Origin of the sequence: Coprococcus sp. TM115-187, from assembly GCF_027679115.1 — a bacterium.
GTDB classification, from domain to species: domain Bacteria; phylum Bacillota; class Clostridia; order Lachnospirales; family Lachnospiraceae; genus Allocoprococcus; species Allocoprococcus comes.
Genome location: NZ_JAQEKS010000001.1, coordinates 86,489 through 110,493, shown reverse-complemented (window position 1 = coordinate 110,493; position 24,005 = coordinate 86,489). Strand labels below are relative to the sequence as shown.

Annotated in this window: 16 protein-coding genes; 14 read left to right on the top strand and 2 right to left on the bottom strand. The window is 44.8% G+C overall.

Annotated features, from left to right (window positions below; translation table 11 throughout):
• The first annotated feature begins 95 nt into the window (after positions 1–95).
• The 12 genes from PGW42_RS00445 to PGW42_RS00390 all read left to right on the top strand — a co-directional run bounded on the left by PGW42_RS00445 (position 96) and on the right by PGW42_RS00390 (position 19,983).
• On the top strand, positions 96–9,902 hold the full coding sequence (locus PGW42_RS00445; protein WP_270203081.1) for a type II secretion system protein: 9,807 nt from the start codon (positions 96–98) through the stop codon (positions 9,900–9,902).
• Between the two features lie 14 nt (positions 9,903–9,916).
• Positions 9,917–10,756: a hypothetical protein gene (locus PGW42_RS00440; protein WP_270203082.1), complete on the top strand. Its 840-nt coding sequence runs from the start codon at positions 9,917–9,919 to the stop codon at positions 10,754–10,756.
• A complete protein-coding gene (locus PGW42_RS00435) occupies positions 10,743–11,156 on the top strand; it encodes a type IV pilus modification PilV family protein (protein WP_270203084.1) in 414 nt (137 codons plus the stop codon). The genes PGW42_RS00440 and PGW42_RS00435 overlap by 14 nt, the downstream gene beginning before the upstream one ends.
• Before the next feature lie 2 nt (positions 11,157–11,158).
• On the top strand, positions 11,159–11,914 hold the full coding sequence (locus tag PGW42_RS00430; protein ID WP_270203086.1) for a hypothetical protein: 756 nt from the start codon (positions 11,159–11,161) through the stop codon (positions 11,912–11,914).
• A gap of 84 nt (positions 11,915–11,998) precedes the next feature.
• Positions 11,999–12,460, top strand: coding sequence for a prepilin-type N-terminal cleavage/methylation domain-containing protein (locus tag PGW42_RS00425; protein ID WP_270203087.1), 462 nt, complete (start codon positions 11,999–12,001; stop codon positions 12,458–12,460).
• A 71-nt stretch (positions 12,461–12,531) separates the two neighbouring features.
• Positions 12,532–12,978 (top strand): hypothetical protein, encoded by a 447-nt coding sequence (locus tag PGW42_RS00420; RefSeq protein ID WP_270203089.1) that lies wholly within the window; start codon positions 12,532–12,534, stop codon positions 12,976–12,978.
• Between the two features lies 1 nt (position 12,979).
• Positions 12,980–13,762, top strand: a complete 783-nt coding sequence (locus PGW42_RS00415) for a prepilin peptidase (RefSeq protein WP_270203090.1) — start codon at positions 12,980–12,982, stop codon at positions 13,760–13,762.
• Between the two features lie 85 nt (positions 13,763–13,847).
• Positions 13,848–15,041, top strand: a complete 1,194-nt coding sequence (locus tag PGW42_RS00410; RefSeq protein ID WP_270203091.1) for a type II secretion system F family protein — start codon at positions 13,848–13,850, stop codon at positions 15,039–15,041.
• A gap of 45 nt (positions 15,042–15,086) precedes the next feature.
• Complete coding sequence (locus tag PGW42_RS00405) at positions 15,087–16,514, top strand: hypothetical protein (protein WP_270203092.1); 1,428 nt, start codon at positions 15,087–15,089, stop codon at positions 16,512–16,514.
• Positions 16,511–17,188 (top strand): hypothetical protein, encoded by a 678-nt coding sequence (locus PGW42_RS00400; protein WP_270203094.1) that lies wholly within the window; start codon positions 16,511–16,513, stop codon positions 17,186–17,188. Before PGW42_RS00405 ends, PGW42_RS00400 begins: the two co-directional genes overlap by 4 nt.
• A 6-nt stretch (positions 17,189–17,194) precedes the next feature.
• Positions 17,195–18,865: a GspE/PulE family protein gene (locus PGW42_RS00395; RefSeq protein ID WP_270203095.1), complete on the top strand. Its 1,671-nt coding sequence runs from the start codon at positions 17,195–17,197 to the stop codon at positions 18,863–18,865.
• A 47-nt stretch (positions 18,866–18,912) separates the two neighbouring features.
• Positions 18,913–19,983 carry a type IV pilus twitching motility protein PilT gene (locus PGW42_RS00390; protein ID WP_270203096.1) on the top strand — a complete coding sequence of 357 codons (1,071 nt, stop codon included), beginning with the start codon at positions 18,913–18,915 and terminating at the stop codon, positions 19,981–19,983.
• A gap of 88 nt (positions 19,984–20,071) precedes the next feature.
• Here PGW42_RS00390 and PGW42_RS00385 read toward each other — a convergent pair whose 3' ends face one another.
• Both PGW42_RS00385 and PGW42_RS00380 read right to left on the bottom strand, forming a co-directional pair.
• The gene (locus PGW42_RS00385; RefSeq protein WP_270203098.1) at positions 20,072–20,881 is read right to left on the bottom strand and encodes an ABC transporter permease; all 810 of its coding nucleotides are present in this window, start codon (positions 20,879–20,881) and stop codon (positions 20,072–20,074) included.
• Positions 20,874–21,641: an ABC transporter ATP-binding protein gene (locus PGW42_RS00380; protein WP_055156588.1), complete on the bottom strand. Its 768-nt coding sequence runs from the start codon at positions 21,639–21,641 to the stop codon at positions 20,874–20,876. The genes PGW42_RS00385 and PGW42_RS00380 overlap by 8 nt, the downstream gene beginning before the upstream one ends.
• Positions 21,642–21,829: 188 nt before the next feature.
• On the opposite strand from PGW42_RS00380, the gene PGW42_RS00375 reads away from it, so the two are divergent.
• Both PGW42_RS00375 and argH read left to right on the top strand, forming a co-directional pair.
• Positions 21,830–22,492, top strand: coding sequence for an epoxyqueuosine reductase QueH (locus tag PGW42_RS00375; RefSeq protein WP_243273116.1), 663 nt, complete (start codon positions 21,830–21,832; stop codon positions 22,490–22,492).
• A gap of 76 nt (positions 22,493–22,568) precedes the next feature.
• The gene (argH, locus tag PGW42_RS00370; RefSeq protein WP_117823909.1) at positions 22,569–23,948 is read left to right on the top strand and encodes an argininosuccinate lyase; all 1,380 of its coding nucleotides are present in this window, start codon (positions 22,569–22,571) and stop codon (positions 23,946–23,948) included.
• Positions 23,949–24,005 lie beyond the last annotated feature (57 nt).

The following is a 24,005-nucleotide window of genomic DNA, read 5'->3' as shown; positions in this document are numbered from 1 at the left end:
CATTAAAAATGATGCTGTTTTTTTGTAAAAGAACTGCTATAATTTACTATGTATAATTAGAGTTTGATGAATGAATATATAGCAGGTGTACGAATATGAGAAAAAACAGAAAAAAAGGATTTACAATGGTAGAACTGATGGTAGTACTCATCATCCTTTCGATCATTGCAGCAGTCGCAGTTCCGTTTTTTATCAATTACTGGCGGAAAGCGGAATTTAGAAAGAATGAGGAGAATGCCAAGACAGTCTATCTGGCGGCAGAGTCGAAGCTTACTTATTACCGGTCATCCGGTCAATGGGACAGTTTTAAAAAGCAGATTGAGAAAAAAGGGATCCAATATACGGGATCAGATTTGAACCTGAATGGAAAAATTTACGCGATCACGCTGAATGCAGATTCTTATGACAGCAAGAACTCAAAGAAGAATCCGGTGCTTACGCTGATCGATGATTATACCTATGATAAAGATATATACAAAGGTGCGATCGCAATTGAAATTGATATCGAATCCGGTGAAGTGTATTCTGCATTTTATGCAACAAAATGCGACAGTCTGAATTATGCCGAGAAAGATGAAAAACATTCGCTTACCATGCTTGACAGAGAATACGAAAGCAGAAGCAAGCGTCTGCTTGGTTATTATTCCGCAGATGATACGGTAAATGCAGTCAATCTTGGTACAACGAAGCTTCGTATTGCAACGATCAGTCTTCAGAACAGTGAACGGTTGTCGTTGAACTGGTCAAGTAATGTGGGCAGCAGTCTGGATGTAAGCTATGAGATTACTTTCTATTTAAAAGGAAGTGACAAAAAGCTTTTCAGTATGGTTGTATCGCCATATGATCTTCGGAAAAACGGATGGTCCATTGATCAGAATAAGTCGGACAGTGGACAGATGGCATCGGTTACTTTGAAGGATGGAAAGAATAAAGAAAGTGAAGGATGGGAGTTCCCGCTGACTTACAGCGATAATAAGTACTCTCTGGTTCTTGATGCCATGATGTCTGCGAAGACACAGGCAACGTTGGCATCGGATTCATCTGCTTATGAGAAAACGTTGAGCACAAGTATCTGTCGCCTTGCGTCTATGACAAAAGATCTTGCAAAGGCACAGAATATTTATGCAACAGTAAAAGCGACTTCTTATGCCGGAAAAGATTCAGCCAACTTGATCCAGAAGGAATATAAAGACAGCGAGTCGGTATCATCTAATACAGCGAATACCATGTATGCGGACAACACATCCCCAAATGATGTAAAGATTGCTGCGTACCGTCATCTTTCAAATATCAGGTATTACGAGGGAGAAAAGAATCCGGCTTTCATACTTACCAATAAAAATATGGACTGGACTTCAGCCGGTACCGGTGTGTATCAGCTGACACAGCAGACTTCGGGTAATGTTTCCGGACAGAAGAATGTCCTGAAGCTGGCCTGGAAAGAGAACAGCAAAACTTCGGTCATTGATTTTCCGGCAATTGCGGAGCTTCCTGCAGACTATACGTTAAAAGGAAAGGGTGGAAGTACGCTGCTCTCGAATCTGAAGCTGGGTGAGGACTCGATTATTGATGATACAACAGCAAACGAACTTCAGACTGCTGCAGCAGTACAGAAAACCGGAAGAACCGAAACGAAGACAGCAGGTCAGGTGAGCAGACCAGAGTATCTGGGACTGTTCTGTGAAGTAAAGGGAACGATCGAACAGGTGACGCTCCAGAATCCGAAACTGACCTTTGGAACGGAAAAGGCAGATACCAGAAAGTATTCGTCACTGAAAGGAATCGGAATCCTTGCCGGACGAAGCGAGGGAAACATATCAGATACGGCAGTGACCGGAAAAGATACAGCAGTCAATGTATCGCTTGAACAGACTGGTGCAGGGGAATCTGATGGATTTGCTATGGCAGCGGTCGGTGGAGTGATCGGAAGTATGGCAAATGCAGACGGCACCAGGGTAGCAGCAGGGCAGGCAACAAAGCTTTCTATGTCGGGGTCTATGAATGTCAAGATCCCGGATACTAATTCCCAAAGTACAGCAAGAGGAATCGGTGGTATCGTGGGATATGCAAGCCTGCCAACCGAAAAGAATGGTGCCAAAATTGCGGAATGCGAAAACCATGCGAACATCAACGGTAATTACTGTACAGGTGGAATTGCAGGAAAGGTAACTGGTACATTAGAGGATACGAACTATCGGGATGATGTGCTAAAAGAAATGTCGGACCTGACAGACTGTAGCAATGACGGACTTGTACTTTGCAATATTTCTTCCGTTGCAGACGATTATGAAGAAGGAAAATATTTCGGCGGAGTTGTCGGATATGGTGAGAATACGCTTCTTTATGGAGCTTCAAGTGCTGCTGGACAGACCGGGTATGTGTATGATCAGACGAAAAAGGATGAATTACTCCGTGGAGAATATGTTGGTGGTATCATCGGATATGGAAATGTTTCCCTGCTTGCCAACTGTTCAACAAAGAGCGGTGGATATGTGCTTGGATCAAAATATGTCGGTGGTATTGCCGGTGGTCTTGGCGGTATTAGTCAGGCAATCCGGGCACATGGAGGAGTTTCTGTCACGACAAATGGAAACTATGTGATTGGTAACAGTTATGTTGGTGGAATCGTTGGTGAAAATGCAGGTTCAGTCGAACTTACAGATTGTATCAATAATGGTGTGACGGCTGGTTATGAAAAATACATTGGTGGAATTGTCGGATATAATGCCAACGGAGCTACGATCTCAAACTGCGCAAGCTACTTATCCGATTATGATAATTCTATTTACAATACGATTGTAAATAACTGGGAAGCAAAAGCGGATTATGCAGGTGGAATTGCAGGATATAATGATGGTAATATTCTGTTTTCCGAAGAAAGCCAGAATATTACGGTCAAATCTGTTTCCAGTATCGTGGTTGGAGAAGATTATGTCGGTGGCGTAGTTGGATTCAATGATGTGAATGCCAGGATCAGTGTCAACTACACCCTGATCGGTGGACGTATCTATGCATTTGGAAAATGTGCAGGTGGTGCGTTTGGATTAAATGCATCTGCGTCTGTGACGGAATCAGACTTAAAGATCCGTCCACGAAGCGTGGAAGGTCAGCTTTTTGTCGGAGGATGTATTGGAGCGAATCTGATAAATACAAATAACGATCTTGTGATGGATGGAATCCATACAGATAACATCCTTGGTACGATCAAAGGAAAGGCATTCTGTGGTGGTGTGGTTGGATATATCAGCACCTATTCTACAACAGAAGGAGAGTTGCGGGAAAATGCAGATAAACTGCTGCCGGAACTGAGTGCGGATAATATCCCGGTATATGCGAGTGGATATACCAATACCAATATGACAAGGATCACGGTCACAACGACGAATAATCTTCCGATCACTGCCAGTCTGTATACAGGAGGGATTCTTGGATACAGTGAAAAGAACAGCAGGATTGTAGTGAAAGAATGTACCAATTCGGGAAATATTTCTCTGACATCTGCTGCGTTTGGTGAAGCGGTCGGAACGGTGAAATTGGGGACATTTGCAAAAAATGAGATTGGCTCGGGAATCAATCTGCCAGATGAGGCAGAAAAGCTGGAGCTGCACCTGGCAGGTGGAATTGTCGGAGTCAATCTTAAGAATCAGATCATCGACAACTGTACCAACAAGGGAAGTTTATCCGGTTTCACAGGAATCGGCGGAGTGGTCGGACTGAATGCGGGGCTCATTTACCAGTGTACTCTCAGTGAGCATTTTGGAAATGCAGCGCTTAGTTATGTCGGTGGAATTGCCGGACTGAATATCGGAAGCGATACGACATTTACAGATGGAACAAGAAGCTACACAGCAGGAACCATTGAAAAATGCAGTACCATGTCAGGAAAGACAATTTCCGGTAATCAGAATCTGGGTGGAATCGTCGGCTGGAATCTGACCAAAGGTGTGATAAGAGAGAACACCAGCTATGCAAATATTTCTGCTGCCAGTGATAATGTTGGTGGAATCGCAGGTAGAAACAGCGGTACGATCCAGGTTGCTGAAGACGAGAATATCAGCCGCAGCATTATGAGCAGTCACGGAACGAATGTGGGCGGTATTATTGGTATTAATGAAAAAACAGGAACTCTGAGTGTTACCGGAGATGGCGGAACAAACGGAGAAATTGTAGCTGTCGGAAGCGGAGCGAGGATCACCGGTTATGAAAATGTCGGTGGAATTGTTGGAAACTATCTGGGACAGGATTCTCTTGGCCAGTCTGGAACACAGTATCTGGTATGCAAGGCGAGTCAGGTACGGGCAACCCACGGAATGGTTGGAGGAATTGTCGGTACAACCAGTGGAAATGTGACCAATACAATCAACCGGGCAGGAAAAGTAACTGCGGATTCCGGATATGCGGGAGGAATTACGGCAGTTAATGTGGCAAAGATTTCGAACAGTAAAGATTACGGAAGTGTGAGCAGCAGTTCCGGATATGCCGGAGGAATCGCGGCACAAAATGAAGCGGATGGAATTATTGAGAACTGCAACGTTCAGGGAACAAAAACGACAAAGGCAGAGATTTACAGTCTGGGCGTCATGGACGCAGGAGCAATCTGTGCAGTGAATAACGGAACGATACTGGGAAGTGCACCGAAAGAAAACGTGGTCCTTAAGGGAAGTGCGGTCATTATCGGAGGAATTACCGGATTAAATAACGGAACCGTAGGAGATTCCCAGGCGACAGGAAGTGTGACAAAGATTACGACCATGCCGGAAATCAATGTACAGCAGACTGCGCTGGTTGTCGGAGGCGCTGTCGGCATGAACCAGGGGACGGTGGTAAAGGTTGTGGCAGAAGGTGTGAATTTTAATGATTTCAGTGGATATAAGTATCTTGGTGGAATTGTTGGAAGTAATGGTAATGCCACGATTTTGCAGAATGGAATAGATGGTATTTCCGTCATAAGCTGTGCTTATTCCGGAGAAATGACAGAAGCAAGCAGTGAAGCCGGAAACTGTTATGGCGGAATTGCCGGAATCAATTATGTGCTGCTGAAAGACGATAAGGTTCCTTATATCAAAATGAATATTCAGGGAGTCTATAGTGCGACAAGTTCAAGCACAGCAGAACAAAAAGAAGCACTGTCCAGCCATGTCGGCGGAATTGCCGGAAAAAATGAGACAGATGGTTCTATTGATGGCTGTATGCTTGAGGATAATGCATCCAGCAGTCTGTCAGCAGAAGCAGGTATGCTTGGTGGTGTGACCGGATTTAATAAGGGTGCAATCGAAATGTCCGGAAGTGGTGAAACCTCGGATATCATATTAGATGATATACAGGAAGATACGCTTGATAAAATGAACCAGAGAGCACGTAAATCCGGACTGCGCGAAGATGGAAACAAATATGTCAATTATAGCAGCTGGTCTGGTGGCAAAAAGTATTCAGACAATACAAATATTACATCTGGAAAGATGTTGATGTATATGAATGCAAACGGAAATCTGGGAGGTATTACTGCCTTTAACGGGACAACCGGTTCGGTTAATAAGTGTGTGTCAGGTAACTGGTTTATACTGAATAAATCACAGGCACTCAGTGTAGGTACCGGTGGAATTATCGGAATGAATGAGTCTGAAAATGATTCGACTTACTTGATCAATGGAGCGTTTGTCGGACGTGAGCTGTCGACCGGAATTACCAACCGATTTGCCGGTGGAATTATCGGAAATCAGAACAATTCAACTTCAAGTGACTGGAATATCAAAAACTGTATCAATTACGGAACGATTTATTGCTATAATACTCATTATTCCGGCGGAATTATGGGACAGTGGACAGGAACTGGCGGAACCATTGAAAAATGCAGAAATTATGGTAACTTGCAGACTACATACAGTGCCGGATGGATTGGTGCGTCCAGTGGTATTGTTGCACAGCTCTATCATCCATATGAAAAAGATACTTATAATATTGTAAGCTGTAACAATTATGGAAGTATTTACAGACAGAATGGTACATCTGGAAGCGGAGCAAATGACAGTGCCGGAATCCTTGGAAATATTACAACCTATCGAACTGGAAATATCAGTCGGGGACAGAGTTTTACTGTACAGATATTAGATTGTGTGAATGAGGCAGGAGTACAGATTTACTCTTCATCCATGGCATCTGGAATTTTTGGTTTCCTGTCGTGTGATGAAGCAGATGGATATGCAATACAGACATCAACACAGAATGTTGTTATCCGGATTGAGAGATGCCGGAATTTTGGTAATAAGTTAAATGGTGATAATTTTGCGAGTGGCATTTTTGGAGACCGGTATGGTGAAAGCGATAAAGCAGGTGCTTCATGGTCGGAAAACACGATTGTAAAAGAATGTTATTCATTGAATTTAGGTGACAGCAATTATAATAAAACAAATTATCCGGTTTATTCGGCAGCAAGTGATTATACAAAAAATGGAAGACCGGAAATGATGTCGGCAGAAAATCGGAAAAATAATTTTTATTTGGATGGATCAAAGGAGAGTACTCCATGGGCATTTACCAATGTCCGGATTTCCAGAAGCAAAACAGGAAGTGGAAAAGCAAAAAACGGTTTGGATGCAGGCGGGTTGAAGTCATATGGAAGAGGGGATAATAAAAAATTTAGTACCTATACCTGTGATTATTTCTTCCTGTATGATATGGATAATGAGCAGTATTTTGCAGCGTATATTTATGCACAGCAAACGGTGGACGGAGCATCGTGTAGATTGGATGGACGTTATATAAAATATAACAATAACGTAATAGGAGAAGTGTTGTTCTATTTGGAAAAAGGTGAGGTACCAGCATGGGATAAGTTATATGGATCCTATATTACCAATCCAGATAATGTACTGATAGAAGATACTCGAACCAGTTATCGCCGTATCGAAGGAATTGTTTCAGATTCCGGAAGTGAAAAGATTCTGGCGCCAGCTGCAGCAAAAGCAACAGTTGCGGATGGACAGATTACGATGGTTGTTATACCAAAAGATCTTGAAGATTCTTTAACACAGGAAAAATGTGATCCATTTGCTTATGTTGTATCAATTGCAGATGATCAGGGCGTGACAGAAGAACATGTGATGTATACAGAGAAAGAGAGTTTTGATATTCCGGCAGGAATGTCCGGAGTATTAAAGATCACAGTTCGCTCAAAGAGTATGTATGACGATATAGAAGAGTCAGAAGCAATAAATGCAGAAGTAACACAGGGAGAAGGAATATTGCCTGAGCCAGATGTGAAAGTAGAACTGATCGAAACAGGAACGGAATCGGGTCAGTATACCTATCGTTATAGTTTAAATAATCTGGATGTTTATAACAAGAAGTATCCGGGATGGCAGGTGAAAATCAGTCTGTTTGGACGATATGAATCATTGACTCTGAATGCGAAAAATCCGACAGGAAGGCTTTACATTGCTTATGATGAAAAATGGTATCAGATTAATGCACAGGCAACAGGAGATGGTTATCAGTCATCAATACTTACTTCTGTGCCGGTATATCTTCCGAATTATCAGCCACAAATTAAAGTGGGAACTTATAACAGCAATGACCGGGTGAAGGCAACGACATCGATCAGCGGAAGCAGTCTGGATGATCTGAAGATTAACGTCACACTTGAGGGAGCAAATACAAACATTGTAGAAACACCTACCATTTATCGTGCAGAACTGATTGGAACATGGAAGAGCGGAACTTCAGAAAAACAGAATGTTGTGTTTGCAAAAACCGATATGATGTCAGTATCCAAAGGAAATGCAGTAGCGACATTTGCAAATCTTCCAGATTATCTGCGGGATGCATCGAACCTGAAGATTCGTCTCTGGTATTCACAGTCTGGTCTTGGACCAGTCTACACATATTATGATGTAGATACAGAAAATGCTGCAAATATAATTGAGCTGGCTGATGTTGAGGAGCAGACCGACGGAACAGAAAAATGTGAATGGAAGTATAGTTTCAGTACGGTTTTGAAGAATAACAGAGGATATTTTAATGATTATAACTATACTTCGGGCAGACTGTTCACCTGGCTGGCAGCCCCGGTACTTGATCAGAAAGACGGATCCAACCTGGAACCGACCTATGATGATGAGAACCGGATGCAGTACACCTTCTCGTGGGACAAGAATCTGGCTGCGACATCCGATCCGAAGTATAAGATCGAGATGACCGGTATTGATGCAGACGGCAAGGAAGTTACGATTGATACAAGCGCATATAAAGAGAGCGGGCGAAGCTTTACCGCAGACGGAGATGACTGGAATTACACCCAGATCCGTCTGAAAGTAACCCGTATCGGAGATGCATCAAAAAGTCAGATCGGACTTTCTTCCACAGCGATCTACAATGTATCACAGCGTCTGGAAAAGCCGGGACAGCCATCGGTAGTGAATGTGGATGAAAATGAACTGAATTACAATGTCAGCTGGGCAAAAATCTCAGATGAGACTTATTGTATGGGATACCAGATCTATGTTCGCGAGTACAGCAATTCTGGCGAGCTCGGAAAAGAAACAGCCATGGGAGATGTGATCTCGAAGCGTGAAGCAAAAGATGGCAGCTATTCAAAGACGATCAATCTGGAAGCTTATGCGGGCAAACGAATCATTGTCTATCTGGTAGCCAAAACGAGTGATAAGAATGTCTATGTAGACAGTGCTCCGGGTGTGACCTATGAACTGGAAATTCCGAGCAGACTTGCAGCTCCGGTACTGGATGGATGGAAAGTCAGCTGGACACATGATAAGGAGAAGCCGGTAGATGCGGAAGATTTTAAAAACGGAACGGCAGAAGGTCTGAGAATCAACATTGCCGCATCGAAAGAAAGCATTCCACCTGGAGGAAGCGCATACCTTCTGAAAGCCTATGTTTATAATTCCAAGGAGGATGCAGAAGCTTCTACCGTAGAGAATCCGGGGAATCGTATGATAAAGATTTATCCGCAGACTTATGAGGATAATTTTGTTCCGGTTCAGATGAACATGGAAAATGCACAGGATTATTACCACTTTATGAATAATTTCTCAATTCGCTATGCCGGTAAATGGATCGCGTACTACACCAGAATTTCTTCCGGTAACAGCAGTGTCAGCTCACGGTGGGTGAAAGTCGGAACGGTACAGCTTCCGTATGCAAAACTGACAGCACCGGAAGTAGAAGCAGATACCGTGGAAGAAGAAGAGAAGGTAAAAGTAACCGATACGCCGGAAGTGCCTTCCCATGAAGAACAGTGGAATGCAGAGCGTACGGTGCTGAAATGGAGCAGTATCGACTGTGCAGAAGTCTATTCGATCAATCTGAAAGGAAAACTGACAGAGACAGAAGCCGGACAGGATAATAAGCTGGAAGGAAAACTCCGGGTTATCGAAACGACAGAAACGGTGGATGGAGAAGAACAGAAGAAAGTAGAACTTCAGCAGTATGTATACCGCAAGATAAAAGAGAAGACAGAGACTTCTGAGGAAGAATGGAAATGGATCTGGGAGAATGTGAAGGAAAAAGAGGATGATTCACAGGAAGGTTTACCAGATGAGGAAAAAATCCATACTTTTGAACCGGAAGTATACAATGTGACGATTGAGTCAAATTATGTTTCAGACAGTGGAGCTTATAATTATTACACGATTACGCTGAAACCGGTGATTATCGCCGAGCCAGACGGAAAAGGCGGCTTCCGTTACGCTTTGAAACTTCCGGATCTGGAATCTGTGAAAGATACGAATGAAGTTTCTGTGGAACATGGTAATTTTATCGTGACAGAAACGGCAATGTTTAAAGCAGATGTACTTGCAAATGTAAAAGCAGAAGACGCTGGAAGTGGCAACGGAAGTGATGCTTATGTGGCATCAAAGGAAACTGAGATCAAATGGAGTCGGTAAATATGGAGGAAGCTATGAAACATACAGGCTGGCAGCAGCTGAAAGCAAATGAAAAAAAAGGTGTATCCATGACAGTGGTGCTTTGTGTATCCGCGTTCTTTATCGCTTTTGCGGCTGCCATCCTGTATACGGCGGGACTCATGACGGCGCAGTCGAATATGCGCCTGAAGGAGGAGCGCTGTTACCAGCTGGCAAAAAGCTACGCAAAAGTACTGAACAAAGAACTAAAAGCCGGAAATACCTCATCGGGTACGAATTTCTATACCTTTGCAAACAGCTTTTTGGAAAATTCCCAGTACGCGATTTATAACGATGAAACAGCGTCCAGTGCAGAGGCGACGAAATACAAATTTGTTACAGATGGAACGAGTACGGATGATCTGTCAGCAGGACAGATTGGTGAAGGATATGGAAATCTCTGCATTTCCCTTGCGAAAGAGAAAGTTGGAAGTTCATCAGGGGATCTGAAAAATGGAGAACTTGATGTCAGTACGGCAACCGATTATACGGCACAGATCGAGGCATTGCAGAATACAGTCGTCAGACAGTATGTGCTGATGGTCGGAGTGACAGCTTATTATGAAGATGCATCTTATACTTATACCGCAGAATATACAAGAGAAGAGACTTATGATGTGAAGTTTACCTATAAGGGACAGAATATCATATGGGTACCAGTTGAGACCGGAGGGGGCGTCTGGAGGGTCGGAAGTACGGTCGGAAATAAGTGTGATTTTTCAGATGGTGGCAAAATCGAATATACATACCAGACCGATGAACCGCTTTCACGGAAATTTGTGGAAGACACGGGAGAGATTACGATAACAGGAGGCGATGGCGATGCACAGAATTAAAAGAATAAAAGCGAAAGCCGGAGAAACCCTGGTAGAAGTCATGGCGAGTATGTTCATTTTCCTGATCATGTTCGGAGTGCTGGAGGGAGCCATTTCCTACAGCAATTCGGTATTAAAAAAGAATAAAGAAATCCGTGCAGACAATGCGGCTGTCCTTGAGGAACTGCAGTCTTCGAAAGAAACGGTAACGGGAAGCCAGAAGACGATCTGGTTCCGTGCGGCGGATTCTGGCCTGACACAGATTGGAAATGTAGTATTTTCCGTAGATGCAACTCTGGATAGCAAACAGATCACCTATACAGATGCCGAGAAGCGGCAGCAGAATACAACCTTTTATCTTTATGGACCGGTGGCAGCTTCATCAGAGTCCGGACAGACAGATACCGAAGGAGGAGACTGATCATGAAACGACTGAGAAGCCTGCTTCAAAAAAAAGAAGGAACGACGCTGGTTGAGACTATGGTATGTCTGCTTCTGATCAGTATTATGCTGGCGATGGCAGCATCCGCTTTAAGTGCGGCATCCCGCATTTTTGTCCGGGTGCAGAGGACGCAGTATGCACAGTCTATACTGGATACCGCAATGACGGAGTTGAGAACAATTACCCAAAATGCGAGTGGGTATGTGAAAATCTATGATATTCCGGCAGTTTCAGCAGAAAAAAGCGAAAACATTACAGAAAACATTACGGAAAGTACTGGAAATTTGCGCGGAAATACGGTAGAATTTATAAATGAAGAGGGTTATGTCGTCCTTGTTTCTACAAACGGATGCGAGGATACTGACCTGTATATTCAAAACAATCGAACCGGTCAGGCGTCGGCTGTGGACAGTGGGCAGTTACTGACCAGATATTATTTCCGCAATAGCTCAGAGAACAGTTATATCTATCTGAAAGATGGAGTTCCGGTGGCACGTGCAGTTGCCACGGTATTTGGAAAAGGGTTTTATATGAACAATTATCTGGAAGTGATTTATTCTTTTCCAGAAGGAACCCAAAGTGGTGATCAGGTAGACTGGATCAGCGCGACGGTAAATCTGTACAGTGACAAAGAGTTGACGAATCTGGTTGCTACGGATTCAGAGATCCTGGAGTTTAAGCACAGTGTGCTTTGCTGCGAGGAGATTACGGCGAAGGCGGAGACGGGTTTAGATTGAGAAAGTTTATATTTATATGATATGAGCGCATGCACCGAAGCGTTTATATAGAAACAAAAGATACTTTAAGAGGAGTGACGAAACATGTTTAAAAAATTGAAAGAGAACAAGAAAAAAGGTTTCACACTGGTAGAACTTATTGTTGTACTGGTAATTCTTGCAATCCTGGCAGCTCTGCTGATCCCGGCACTGACTGGATATATTGATAAGGCAAAGAATAAATCAGTTGTTGCTGAAACACGTCAGGCTGTAATGGCTGCTCAGACATTGTATGATGAAGAATATGCTAAAATTAAAACTGGTGAAACAGTTACACTTGATACTACTGGAAAATTTACAAAAAAAGAAATTGCATCATTGGCGGAATTAGGTGAAAAGACAATTATTGATGTAACGGTAGAAAATAATAAAATTAAAACATTGGTTTATGATAATGGTCAGAAGAGATGTACATATAATCCTGCTAATAGCAAGAATAATTCAGATGGCGATTATAATGTTGAAAAATCTGGTGGAGATACAACAACTGGTGGGAAGACAAATTAAATTGTAATTTAACGAGAACATTGATTTTTATCGTACATAAAAAGTGAAAGATTAGAAAAGGAAACGAAAGCGTGGCTGTTAACAAAAGTGTGCAAAATGCAATTAAATACCGTTGGATAAGGTCGGCACTTAACGTTTTACTTATTCTTCTGCTTACGATCGTCCTCATTATACCTGGGGTGCTCCGGTTGATTTACCGGGCAGACTCCCAGGTGGCTTTGGGAAATGCAAAATCGGTGCGGGTAGCATTCCAGGTAATCGGGACTAAGGCGTACGGCAGTAATGGACCATTCGGTGACGTTTCCCATAAGGGAGGCGTCGCCGACGGTTTATATGATGAAATCATTAAACTCAGTAAAGCACCCGGAGAATTCTGGGTATTACAGACCGATGAGACTGGTTATCAGGTCCTTCGGTTTCTTTATCAAGAAGGGGAATATACTGTCTGGTATCAGGCAGACGATCCTTCACCATATAAGGTGTATCATGAGGAAACCATGATCGATACCGGAGATTGAGATGTTAGTAGTTTTAGAAGGAATTTTATGGACGATACGGTTCTTTTTTGGAGCCTGTATCTTTAGCTTTTTAACGGTCGTGATCGACCGGTTACCCCGTGGGGAAAATGTAGTACGCGGGAGAAGCCACTGTACAAGCTGTGGCAGAGAACTGACTGTATGGGAACTGATCCCGTGTGTGAGCTTTCTGTGTCTGGGCGGAAAGTGCAGAGGATGTGGGGAGCGGATCCCCTTAAGGTGTTTTTGGACAGAACTTGCAGGTGGAGCAGCTTTTATCGGCTGCGTGACCAGATATGGCTGTGGCAGATCAGGCGTAATATCGCCAAGAGGCGCAGTGATTTTTGCATATTTAGGAATATTACTTGTGGTAGCCCTGATTGACTGGGATACACAGATGATTTATGATAGATTTCATATTATGATTTTGATACTTGCAGTTTTTGATTTCCTGCTTTATCCGGAGCGGGGAATTGTGACAAGATTGATCGGTGCTCTGATCATTTCCGTACCGATGCTGATCCTGGCACTGGTGATCCCGGGAGCATTCGGAGGCGGAGATATCAAACTGATGGCAGCAAGCGGACTGCTTCTTGGTACGGCATCTATCGTGTGTGCGATGTTTATCGGAATTGTAACCGGAGGCGGTTACGCGGCGGTGATGCTTGCCGGAAAGAAGCTTGAGAAGAAAGACCAGTTTGCATTTGGACCATTTCTTGCACTGGCACTTGCAGCAGCCGTTTTCTGGGGCGATCAGATTGCAGCGTGGTATCTGCATTTTCTGTAGAGAAACTGCAAAGAAGTGAAATAGAAGATCCATCATGTGAAAATGACAGGGTTTGATGTTAGATAGAAGAGAGGATTTATGGAGGATGGCGAAATTTCGATATGTCGCAAAAGACATGGGCGGAAAAACCTACAGAGGAACGACAGAGGCGACTTCAGAGGCGGCACTGATCCAACAGCTCCGGGAACAGGAACTGTTTCTGGTAGAATCGAAGAACCTGACAAAAGTAAAAGAATATAAGAAATTAAAGGCAAAACAGCTGGCAGCATTTTGCCGGGAGCTTTCTACGCTTCTGGCATCTGGTGTCAGCCTTGTGCGTGCTATGGATATTCTTTCGGATCAGGAGGGGATTGATCCGAAAGAAAAAGAAATATACAAAGATGTACTTCAGGATCTTAGAAAAGGGGTTCCTCTTTCAGAGGCGATGGAGTCCAAACAATGCTTCCCGGATCTGATGATCGGAATGCTCCGGTCAGGAGAGGGAAGCGGAAATCTTGATCAGGTGACAGACCGTCTTGCCGTGCAGTATGAAAAAGAATATAAGCTGACACAGCAGGTTCGCGCTGCAATGACTTATCCTTGTATTCTTCTGGTGCTGTGTGTGGCGATTGCAATTTTGATCGTTACCTTTATTCTGCCACAGTTCCAGTCTTTGTTTGATCAGATGGACAGCCTTCCGTGGGTGACGACCGTTCTGATCGCAGCTTCGGATTTTCTGACAAAGAAATGGTATCTTGCGATCCTGATCGTAGTGATTGTTTATGCACTGGTCCGGATTATTATGGGAATCCCGGCAGTCCGACACCAGATCGATTACCGGAAGGTTCATCTTCCAATATTTGGAAAACTTTTCAAAGTTGTCTATACGGCACGTTTTGCCCGTACTTTAAGCAGTCTGTATTCCAGTGGTATGCCGATTGCACTTGCGATCAGTGTTGCCGGGAAAACGATCGGCAATGTCTATATCGAGGAACAGTTTGAAGAAGTTGTGACCGAGGTCCGGAGTGGTGTGCCGCTTTCACGGGCACTCAGGCAGGTGGATGGACTGATGAAAAAACTTGCCAGTACGATCTTGGTCGGTGAGGAAAGTGGACGGCTGGATGTGATGCTGGATTCAATTGCCGTGTCCATGGAAGAAGAGGCAGAGCAGGCGACAAAGCAAATGGTTACATTACTGGAACCGATCCTGATCATTTTCATGGCGCTGATCGTCGGATTTATTATGATTGCAGTCATGCTTCCGATCTATCAGTCTTATGCAGCAATTGAGAATGCATAGCAGGTGATTACAGGAAGCGGAGTTTAGATACAAAGGAGGAACAAGATGAGCGATACCGTCATCGTTTTGCAGGATGAATGTATTCTTGCTGCTGAAGGAAAGGCAGGCAAATCACCAAAGATCCAGAAGGTAGAACGGATACCGATCGATGTATTTGGGGATCCTTTTGAACAGTGGAAAGAGGCATTGGATAAATATAAAAAGAAACACAACCCATCCCAGGTGAGACTGGTGCTTCCGGCATCCTACTCATCTGCCAGAGTAACGCAGATCCCTTATGCCAGGGGAAGACAGCTTACCAGGCTGGCGGAGAATGTCATGGCGGAAAATGGCAGTGACTGGGTACAGGATTATGCGGTGATCAAAGCAGACAGAAAGAAAGGAATCTGTCTGTGCTGCGGAGGCGCGGAAGAGGATGTCCTGAAAAAGATCCGTGAGCTGACAAAAGCGGTCGGGATTTCGGCTCAGTGGATTTCTGTTCCGATGGAGTGTTATCTGAATACATTGGGACAGTTGAAATCCTACCAGAATGATACTGAGATCGTTCTCCTGTTTGAAGAAGGAAGTGTGACGAGCATTCTGTTCCGGGAAGGTCAGTATATGTATTCTACGAGAAGCCGTATCTTCAGTGAGAGAGGAACTCTGGATTTTGGTACGGAGATCGTGCGGAATATTTCAGGTATTCTGCAGTTCTATTCCACCACAAAATCTGATGTGCCGCTCACAAAAGTATTTTACGCCGGATGCAGTGCGGATGATTTTGAAGTCAGTGAGGACGGAATCCATGCGATGAATCTGGAAGTAGAGCCGTTGGAGGCAGAATTTGATTTTGACCCTTCAGAAAAAGTGGATGACTGGCTGATCTGCATTGGTGCCATGGTCAGTACCGGGCAAAAAGAGATCAATTTAAACAAAGTCTGGAAAGGAGAGGGCACGGATGGTGTCCTGAAAAAAGAAAGTCTTGCAAAGCATCTGATGTTTCCGGCGATTACGTTTGGTATATGCCTTGTGGCAGTGATCGCAGTGACGATCTGGAATTATGCAGAATCTCACAACATCGAGAAAATTGAAGAATGGATCAACGATCCACAGATTCAGAGCGAATATCAGGAAGCAAATGCGGTCCGGGAAGAGAGCGACCGGCTGGATTTCACACAGAATCAGGTCGAACAGATGAAATCCAATCTGGCAACCTATCCGGATCTGGATGCGGAGATGATCGCGAAGATCGTGGATGTGGGCGGAAGTGCCATGACAGTCCAGATTAAGACGATGGATTCCGAGACGGGAGAGCTTACGTTTAATGCGGTCAGCTCGGCGGTTATTGATATTCCGGCGTATGTAAGAAAACTTTCCGAGACAGGGCTGTTTTCAACGGTAAATTACAGTGGATATTCTTACGATGACGGAGAATATTCGCTGATGCTTTCCTGTGTGTTAAAGGGAGCAGAGACAGGAGGTGAGGATCAGTGAAAATCGATATGGAATTAAAACCAGGTGACGTGGTACTTTTAAAGGTGCTTGCATGTGTATTGATCCTCTTTTTCATGGCACGTTTTCTGATCTTTCCGGGAATGGAAAAACATCAGGATCTGGTGGCAAAAAAAGACGACCTGACGATCGAGAAGCAGGAAATGCAGTATACGATCAGCAGTAAGACGTCGACAGAGAAGAAAATCGTGACGCAGAAAGAAAATCTGAAAAAAGCACAGGAAGGTTTTTATGACCTGATGGAAAACCGGGAGGTCGATTCCCTGATTACAGGGCTTGCATTGAAACATGATCTGTTTCCGGTGTATTTGAATATTGAAGATCCGGTGGCAGGTGTTCCGGCGGCATATCAGCTTTCTGAAGCTTCAGATGATTCTGCAGAAGATTCTTCTGCAGAAGAGTCGCAGAGTACACTTCCGTATGTTCAGTATGTGAATACGACGACGGTTACGATCACCCTGCAGGGACAGGAAGTGCAGATCCGAGAACTTCTGGATGATATTGCGAAGAACTATCCGGGAATCCAGGTGCGTTCTTTTGATATGCAGTCTGGCACTTATGTGGACAGCAGCCTGCAGAAGACAGAGCAGATGAATTGTAATTGTGTACTGGCTGTATACACCTGTGGAGAACTTAGTAATACTAAAGGAGAGTAAGCGAACGTGAAAAAGAATCTGAGAATCGGAGAGATCCTGGAAGAAAAGGGTTATGTGACCGGAGAGCAGATGTCACAGGCACTTGCCTATCAGAAAGAACATAGAGAGATGCGAGTTGGACAGATTCTGATGGAACTGGGATTTGTCACGGAAAATCAGGTACTTGAAGCACTGGCGAACAGACTGAACCTGGAAATTGTAGAAGTATCACAGATCCAGGTCGATCTGCAGGCAGTAGGGATGATTTCGAGAGAGCTTGCGGAAAAAAATCTTTTCCTTCCGGTCAGTCTGAAAGGAAAAGTACTGGGACTTGTCACGAATGATCCACTAAATTATTTCGCACTGGAAGAAGTCAAGCAGCAGACCGGATGTCAGCTGGAGATCTATTTGAGTGAGGAAGTACCGCTGCGCAAGGCGATTTCCTACTATTATGCGGAAGTTAATGCGCGGAATGCGGCAGAGCAGGCGAATGTGGGATTTGCGACAACGGAGGAACTGGAGATCGAAGACCTGGATGATTCCGATGATGAGGCACCGATCATCCGGCTTTTAAACTCGCTGATCGAGCGTGCGATCAAAACCGAGGCGAGTGATATTCATATTGAGCCATTTGAAAAAGAGACAAAAGTCCGTATGCGTATCGATGGTGTGATCATGGAATATGTTACGATCCAGAGAAATATCCATGCACCATTGATCGCCCGTATCAAGATCCTGTCCAATCTGGATATCGCAGAGAAGAGAATCCCACAGGATGGACATTTCCGTGTCAAGATCAATGACAGTTTTGTCAATATCCGTGTTTCCGTTTTGCCGACAGTGTTTGGGGAAAAAGCGGTTCTTCGTATCATGGCAGCAACCGGACATCTGGAGCATGCGGATCATTTTGGAATGGATGATTTCAGTTATAATCAGTTTTTGCCGATGCTGAATTATCCGAATGGAATTATTTATATTACGGGACCGACCGGAAGTGGAAAATCAACGACACTTTATATGGTGCTGGATTATCTGTCCGGAAGACATGTCAATATTTCCACGATTGAGGATCCGGTGGAAAAGAACCTGCCGGATATCAACCAGACGCAGGTTAATCCGGTTGCCGGTCTGACCTTTGATGTGGGACTGCGTGCCCTGATGCGTCAGGATCCAGATATCATCATGGTCGGGGAGACTCGTGACGGTGAGACTGCCGGAACATCGGTCCGGGCTGCGATCACAGGACATATGGTTTTAAGTACCCTTCATACCAATGATGCGGTATCCAGTATTGTCCGTCTGGAAGACATGGGCGTGGAGACATATTTGGTTGCCAATTCTCTTGTCGGACTTGTGGCGCAGAGACTGGTTAGAAAGGTGTGTCCGCACTGTGCAAGACAGATGGAGACAACCGAACAGGAACGTCTTTTCCTTGGAGAGGATGTGCGTGTGGTTACAAGGGGAACCGGATGTACCAAGTGTAATAACACCGGATATAAAGGTCGGATCGCAGTTCATGAAATCCTTGCGATCAACAATGATATCCGGAGGATGATCATCAATCATACAACGATCGAGGAGATCAACCGATATGCAAGAGAAGTGCAGCATATGCGGACGCTGAAGGAAAGTGGACTGATTCTTGTGAAGGAAGGAAAGACAACGCCGGAAGAACTGCTCAAGATCAGTTACGAATAAAGCAATTCTGCTTTTTGGCAGAACGGGGAAGATGGAGGGAAGAAGAAATGTCACAACTTGGAAGCAGTCAGGAAAAAATAGATACGATCATCCGTGAGGCAAGAGAAAAAAAGGCTTCGGACATCCATCTTTCGGAAGGAATGCCGATCTGGTACCGTGTCAACGGACGCCTGATCCAGGCAGAGGCACAGATACCGTCAGAAGAAATGGCAGAGATGCTGACGGACATTTTAAGTGAGCGTCAGAGAAAACTGTTTGATGCGGGCAAGGATGCGGATTTTGCGATCCGTACTTCAGACGGTCATCGTCAGAGGGTCAATGTGTTTCGTCAGCAGAAGAAGGTGGCGGCAACGATCCGTCTTCTGAACGCGCATATTCCGTCGCTGGAAGAACTGAAGATGCCAACACTTCTTTATCAGCTGGCAGAAGAGCCGCGCGGTCTGATCCTGGTGACAGGTCCGACCGGAAGTGGAAAATCAACCACACTTGCGGCAATGATCGAGCATATGAACCAGGTCAGTGATCGCCATATTATTACGATTGAAGATCCGGTTGAGTATGTCTATGAGAATAAAAAGTCTCTGATCCATCAGAGGGAGGTAGGAGAAGATGTGGAAAGCTTTGCAGCGGCACTTCGCAGTGCACTCCGTGAAGATCCGGATGTGATCCTGGTGGGAGAGATGCGTGATTATGAGACGATCCAGGCAGCACTTCTTGCAGCAGAGACGGGACATCTGGTGCTATCAACACTGCATACGACCGGTGCGACGCAGACGGTGGAACGTATTATTGATGCCTGCCCGACCAGTGGACAAAATCAGGTGCGTATCCAGCTTGCCGGGACCTTAAAGGGGATTATCAGCCAGTGCCTGATCCCGTGCGAGGACGGTATGACGCGTGTGGCAGCGACGGAGCTTCTGATCGGTACGGATGCGATCCTGAATCTGGTCAGAGAGGGAAAGACACATCAGATTGGAAGCATCATGCAGACGAGTGGAAATGCAGCGATGCATACCCTGAATATGGATCTGTCAAGACTGGTAAAGCAGGGCTATATTTCCAGAGAAAATGCGCTTGCTTATACGAATAATAAGGCGGAGATCCAGCAGTATCTGTAAGGATGGAGCCGGAAAATCATAACAGAAAAGTGGAGCAGTACCACGGAGGAAATCCGGTGGGTACTGCTCCGTTATGATTTGGGTAAGATCATCCGGAAATCTTACACCGGCCCAGATACCATTTTTCAACCAGTCCGATCAGTGCGTATAGCAGCATGGCGATCACGCAGAGGATGCAGATGCTCATCAGCAGCCAGTCGAGCTTGAAGACCTGACTGCCGTAGATGATCATATAGCCAAGTCCTTCCCTGCCGCCGATAAATTCTCCGATGATCACGCCCACCAGACAGAGCCCGATATTGACCTTCATGGTGCTGATGATCGCCGGAATGCAGCTTGGGATCACGACTTTGGAGAGGGCGTGGAGCCGGTTCCCGTGGAGGGTGTAGATCAGCATGATCTTATCCGGGTCGACTTCGGAAAATTCGGAATAGAGGTTCAGTATGCTCCCGAAGATCGCAACGGACATTCCGGCAATGATAATTGTTGTGCGGTTTGCGCCGAGCCAGACAATGAGAAGCGGAGCAAGCGCAGATTTTGGCAGACTGTTCAGGACGACCAGATAAGGCTCCAGGATTTCCGAAAGCTTCCGACAGAGCCAGAGAAGGACGGTGACAAAAAGGCTGAAGAAGATTACCAGGATAAAACTGACCAGGGTTTCGTAAAGAGTCACTCCGATATGACGGAAAATACTGCCGTCACCGGTCATTTCCAGAAAACACAGGGCAATCCGGGAAGGACTGCTGAAAATGAAAGAGTCGATCAATCCTGTATTTGCCGAAAATTCCCAGAGGAAGAGAAAGGCAAGCAGGATGGAGACTCTGGAAACAGCAATGATCCGTTTATGTCTGCGGTGCATATTCAGGTAATGCAGCTGGTTTTTTGAAAGTTCATTCATCCGGGTTCAGCTCCTTCCAGATCAGATTAAAATAAGTCTTAAATTCCGGGGCATTGCGGCGGGCAAGCGGGGAAAGTCCCGGATCAGAAAAGGAAACATTGACCGTCTGCCCAATGGTTGCCGGACGGCTTGTGAGAACAAGGATCCGGTCAGCAAGACTGACCGCTTCGGCAAGGTCATGGGTGACAAGGATCGCTGTTTTTTTCTCTTTTTTGATAATCTGCCCGATATCATCACTGACATTTAACCGGGTCTGATAATCCAAGGCAGAAAAGGGTTCATCCAAAAGCATGATATCCGGCTTCAGGACCAGCGTGCGGATCAGCGCGGCTCTCTGGCGCATTCCTCCGGAAAGTTCGGATGGTTTTGCATTTGCAAAGGCATTCAGGCCGTATTGTGTAAGAAGGGCTCTTGCCAGTGCGCGGGAACGGGCAGTCAGTGCATGCTGGATCTCGAGACCGAGAAGAACGTTCTGATAGATGGTACGCCACTCAAGAAGTTCATCCTTTTGCAGCATATATCCGATGCCAGAAGTATTGTCCGGATGATAGCTGCCGTTTATTTTGATGAGACCTTTTTCCGGGGTGAGAAGACCCGCAATCAGGTGGAGCAGTGTAGATTTTCCGCACCCGGAGGGACCGACCAGAGCAATAAATTCCCCTTCGCGGACCGAAAAGGTGATGTCTTTCAGGGCGTAGGTTTCTCCTTCCAGTGTATGGTAAGCATAATGAACGTTTTTCAGTTCCAGTGCATATTGCATGATAATCCTCCAGATACAGAAACGATCATAAGTCTTTTACTTACAGTTTATGAGAAATAAAAAAAAGCGTGTGTGCATCTGGCTGGAATGGAGCAGAAAAAGAAAAACAGAGCAGAAAAGATATTGTGCGAAGAGAACAGCTGCACTATAATAAGAAACAAATCTGCAATATGAGGAGAGACGAACAGATGCAGAAAAAGAATTACCAGAAAGAACTGGATAAAAAGATAGAACTGATCGTATCGGAAAAGAAGGTTCCACGTCTGTTCCTTCACAGCTGTTGTGCACCATGCAGCAGTTATGTGCTGGAATATCTGTCAGAATATTTTGAGATTACGGTTTTTTATTACAATCCGAATATTTTTCCGGAATCCGAATTTGAAAAACGGATCCACGAACAGGAGAAGCTGATCCGTGAGCTTCCGGCGAAACATACGATCCATTTTCAGGCGGGAAATTATGACAGTGAAAAATTTTACGAGATGGCAAAGGGACTGGAGATGATTCCGGAAGGTGGAGAGCGGTGCTTCAGGTGTTATGAGCTCAGACTCCGGGAAGCTGCGAGATTTGCAAAAGAAGGCAGATATGATTATTTCACCACAACCCTTTCCATCAGTCCGCTGAAAAATGCACAGAAGCTGAATGAGATTGGTGAGCGGCTTGCCGGGGAATATGGAGTGGCTTATCTGGTTTCAGATTTTAAAAAGAGAAATGGATATAAGCGTTCAACCGAGCTGTCAAAGATTTACGGACTTTACCGCCAGGACTATTGTGGCTGTATTTATTCCAAAAATCAGAGAGAACGGGAAAAGAAACTTCGGGAGGAAGAGGAAAGTTCTGTGAAAAGTTAAGAGGGGAACTTTACAGAATCCGACATTCTATGGTACACTAAAGCACAGAATTACGTTGAAGAAAAGAGGGAAAGCTATGGCACAGTTATGGGGAGGACGTTTTACGAAAGAAACAGACAAACTGGTTTATAATTTCAATGCGTCCATTTCATTTGATAAACGATTTTATGAGCAGGATATCCAGGGCAGCAAGGCGCATGTTATGATGCTTGCAAAGCAGGGGATCCTGACAGACGATGAGAAGCAGCAGATTCTGGACGGACTGGAAAGTATCCGCAAGGATGTGGAAAATGGAAAGCTTGAGATCACAGAAGAATATGAGGATATCCACAGCTTTGTGGAGGCGAATCTGATCGACCGGATCGGGGATGCAGGAAAGAAGCTGCACACCGGAAGAAGCCGTAATGATCAGGTTGCACTGGATATGAAGCTTTATACAAGAAGTGAGATCACCGCACTGCAGGGACTGGTTGTGGATATGCTCCGCGAACTTCTTGCGATCATGAAGGACAACACCGAGACGATCATGCCTGGATTTACTCATCTGCAGAAAGCGCAGCCGATCACACTGGCACACCATATGGGTGCTTATTTTGAAATGTTCAAAAGAGACCATATGCGTCTGAAAGATATTTACAAAAGAATGAATACCTGTCCGCTTGGATCCGGAGCACTTGCAGGAACTACTTATGATCTGGACAGAGCATACACCGCAGAGCTTCTCGGATTTGACGGACCGACACTGAACAGTATGGATTCGGTATCGGACCGTGATTATCTGATCGAGCTGATGAGTGCTCTATCTACGATTATGATGCATTTAAGCCGCTTCTCAGAAGAAGTGATCATCTGGAATTCCAATGAATACCAGTTTGTTGATATCGATGACAGCTACAGCACCGGAAGCAGTATCATGCCACAGAAGAAGAATCCGGATATTGCGGAACTTGTTCGTGGAAAGACAGGACGTGTATACGGTGCACTGACTTCGATCCTGACTACAATGAAAGGAATTCCACTTGCTTACAATAAAGATATGCAGGAGGACAAAGAGCTGGTATTTGATGCCATCGATACCGTGAAAGGATGCCTGGCTTTATTTACCGGAATGCTCGCAACCATGAAGTTCAACAAAGAACGTATGCTGGAAAGCTGCAGACACGGATTTACCAATGCAACAGATGCAGCTGACTATCTGGTAAATCACGGGGTACCGTTCCGTGATGCACATGGAATCGTAGGAAAGCTGGTACTTTATTGCATCGATAAGAAGATTGCGTTAGATGATATGTCACTGGAAGAATATAAGGAGATCTCTCCGGTATTTGAAGAAGATATTTATGATGCGATCAGCATGGAGACCTGTGTCAATAAGAGAAATACGATCGGTGCACCTGGACCGGAAGCTATGAAAAAGGTGATCGCGCTTCACGAAGCGTATCTGGAAGAGTGCTAATCGTTATAAGGAAAATGAGCATTGCTGGTCACAGGTACTGGGAACAGTAACATGAGC

What these genes read in the sequence shown, in the direction of transcription:
- PGW42_RS00435 (WP_270203084.1), top strand. Translation starts at nt 10,743, where the DNA reads ATGCACAGAATTAAAAGAATAAAAGCGAAAGCCGGAGAAACCCTGGTA.
- PGW42_RS00425 (WP_270203087.1), top strand. Translation starts at nt 11,999, where the DNA reads ATGTTTAAAAAATTGAAAGAGAACAAGAAAAAAGGTTTCACACTGGTA.
- PGW42_RS00390 (WP_270203096.1), top strand. Translation starts at nt 18,913, where the DNA reads ATGTCACAACTTGGAAGCAGTCAGGAAAAAATAGATACGATCATCCGT.
- argH (WP_117823909.1), top strand. Translation starts at nt 22,569, where the DNA reads ATGGCACAGTTATGGGGAGGACGTTTTACGAAAGAAACAGACAAACTG.
- PGW42_RS00445 (WP_270203081.1), top strand. Translation starts at nt 96, where the DNA reads ATGAGAAAAAACAGAAAAAAAGGATTTACAATGGTAGAACTGATGGTA.
- PGW42_RS00440 (WP_270203082.1), top strand. Translation starts at nt 9,917, where the DNA reads ATGAAACATACAGGCTGGCAGCAGCTGAAAGCAAATGAAAAAAAAGGT.
- PGW42_RS00430 (WP_270203086.1), top strand. Translation starts at nt 11,159, where the DNA reads ATGAAACGACTGAGAAGCCTGCTTCAAAAAAAAGAAGGAACGACGCTG.
- PGW42_RS00385 (WP_270203098.1), bottom strand. Translation starts at nt 20,881, where the DNA reads ATGAATGAACTTTCAAAAAACCAGCTGCATTACCTGAATATGCACCGC.
- PGW42_RS00415 (WP_270203090.1), top strand. Translation starts at nt 12,980, where the DNA reads ATGTTAGTAGTTTTAGAAGGAATTTTATGGACGATACGGTTCTTTTTT.
- PGW42_RS00405 (WP_270203092.1), top strand. Translation starts at nt 15,087, where the DNA reads ATGAGCGATACCGTCATCGTTTTGCAGGATGAATGTATTCTTGCTGCT.
- PGW42_RS00375 (WP_243273116.1), top strand. Translation starts at nt 21,830, where the DNA reads ATGCAGAAAAAGAATTACCAGAAAGAACTGGATAAAAAGATAGAACTG.
- PGW42_RS00380 (WP_055156588.1), bottom strand. Translation starts at nt 21,641, where the DNA reads ATGCAATATGCACTGGAACTGAAAAACGTTCATTATGCTTACCATACA.
- PGW42_RS00410 (WP_270203091.1), top strand. Translation starts at nt 13,848, where the DNA reads ATGGCGAAATTTCGATATGTCGCAAAAGACATGGGCGGAAAAACCTAC.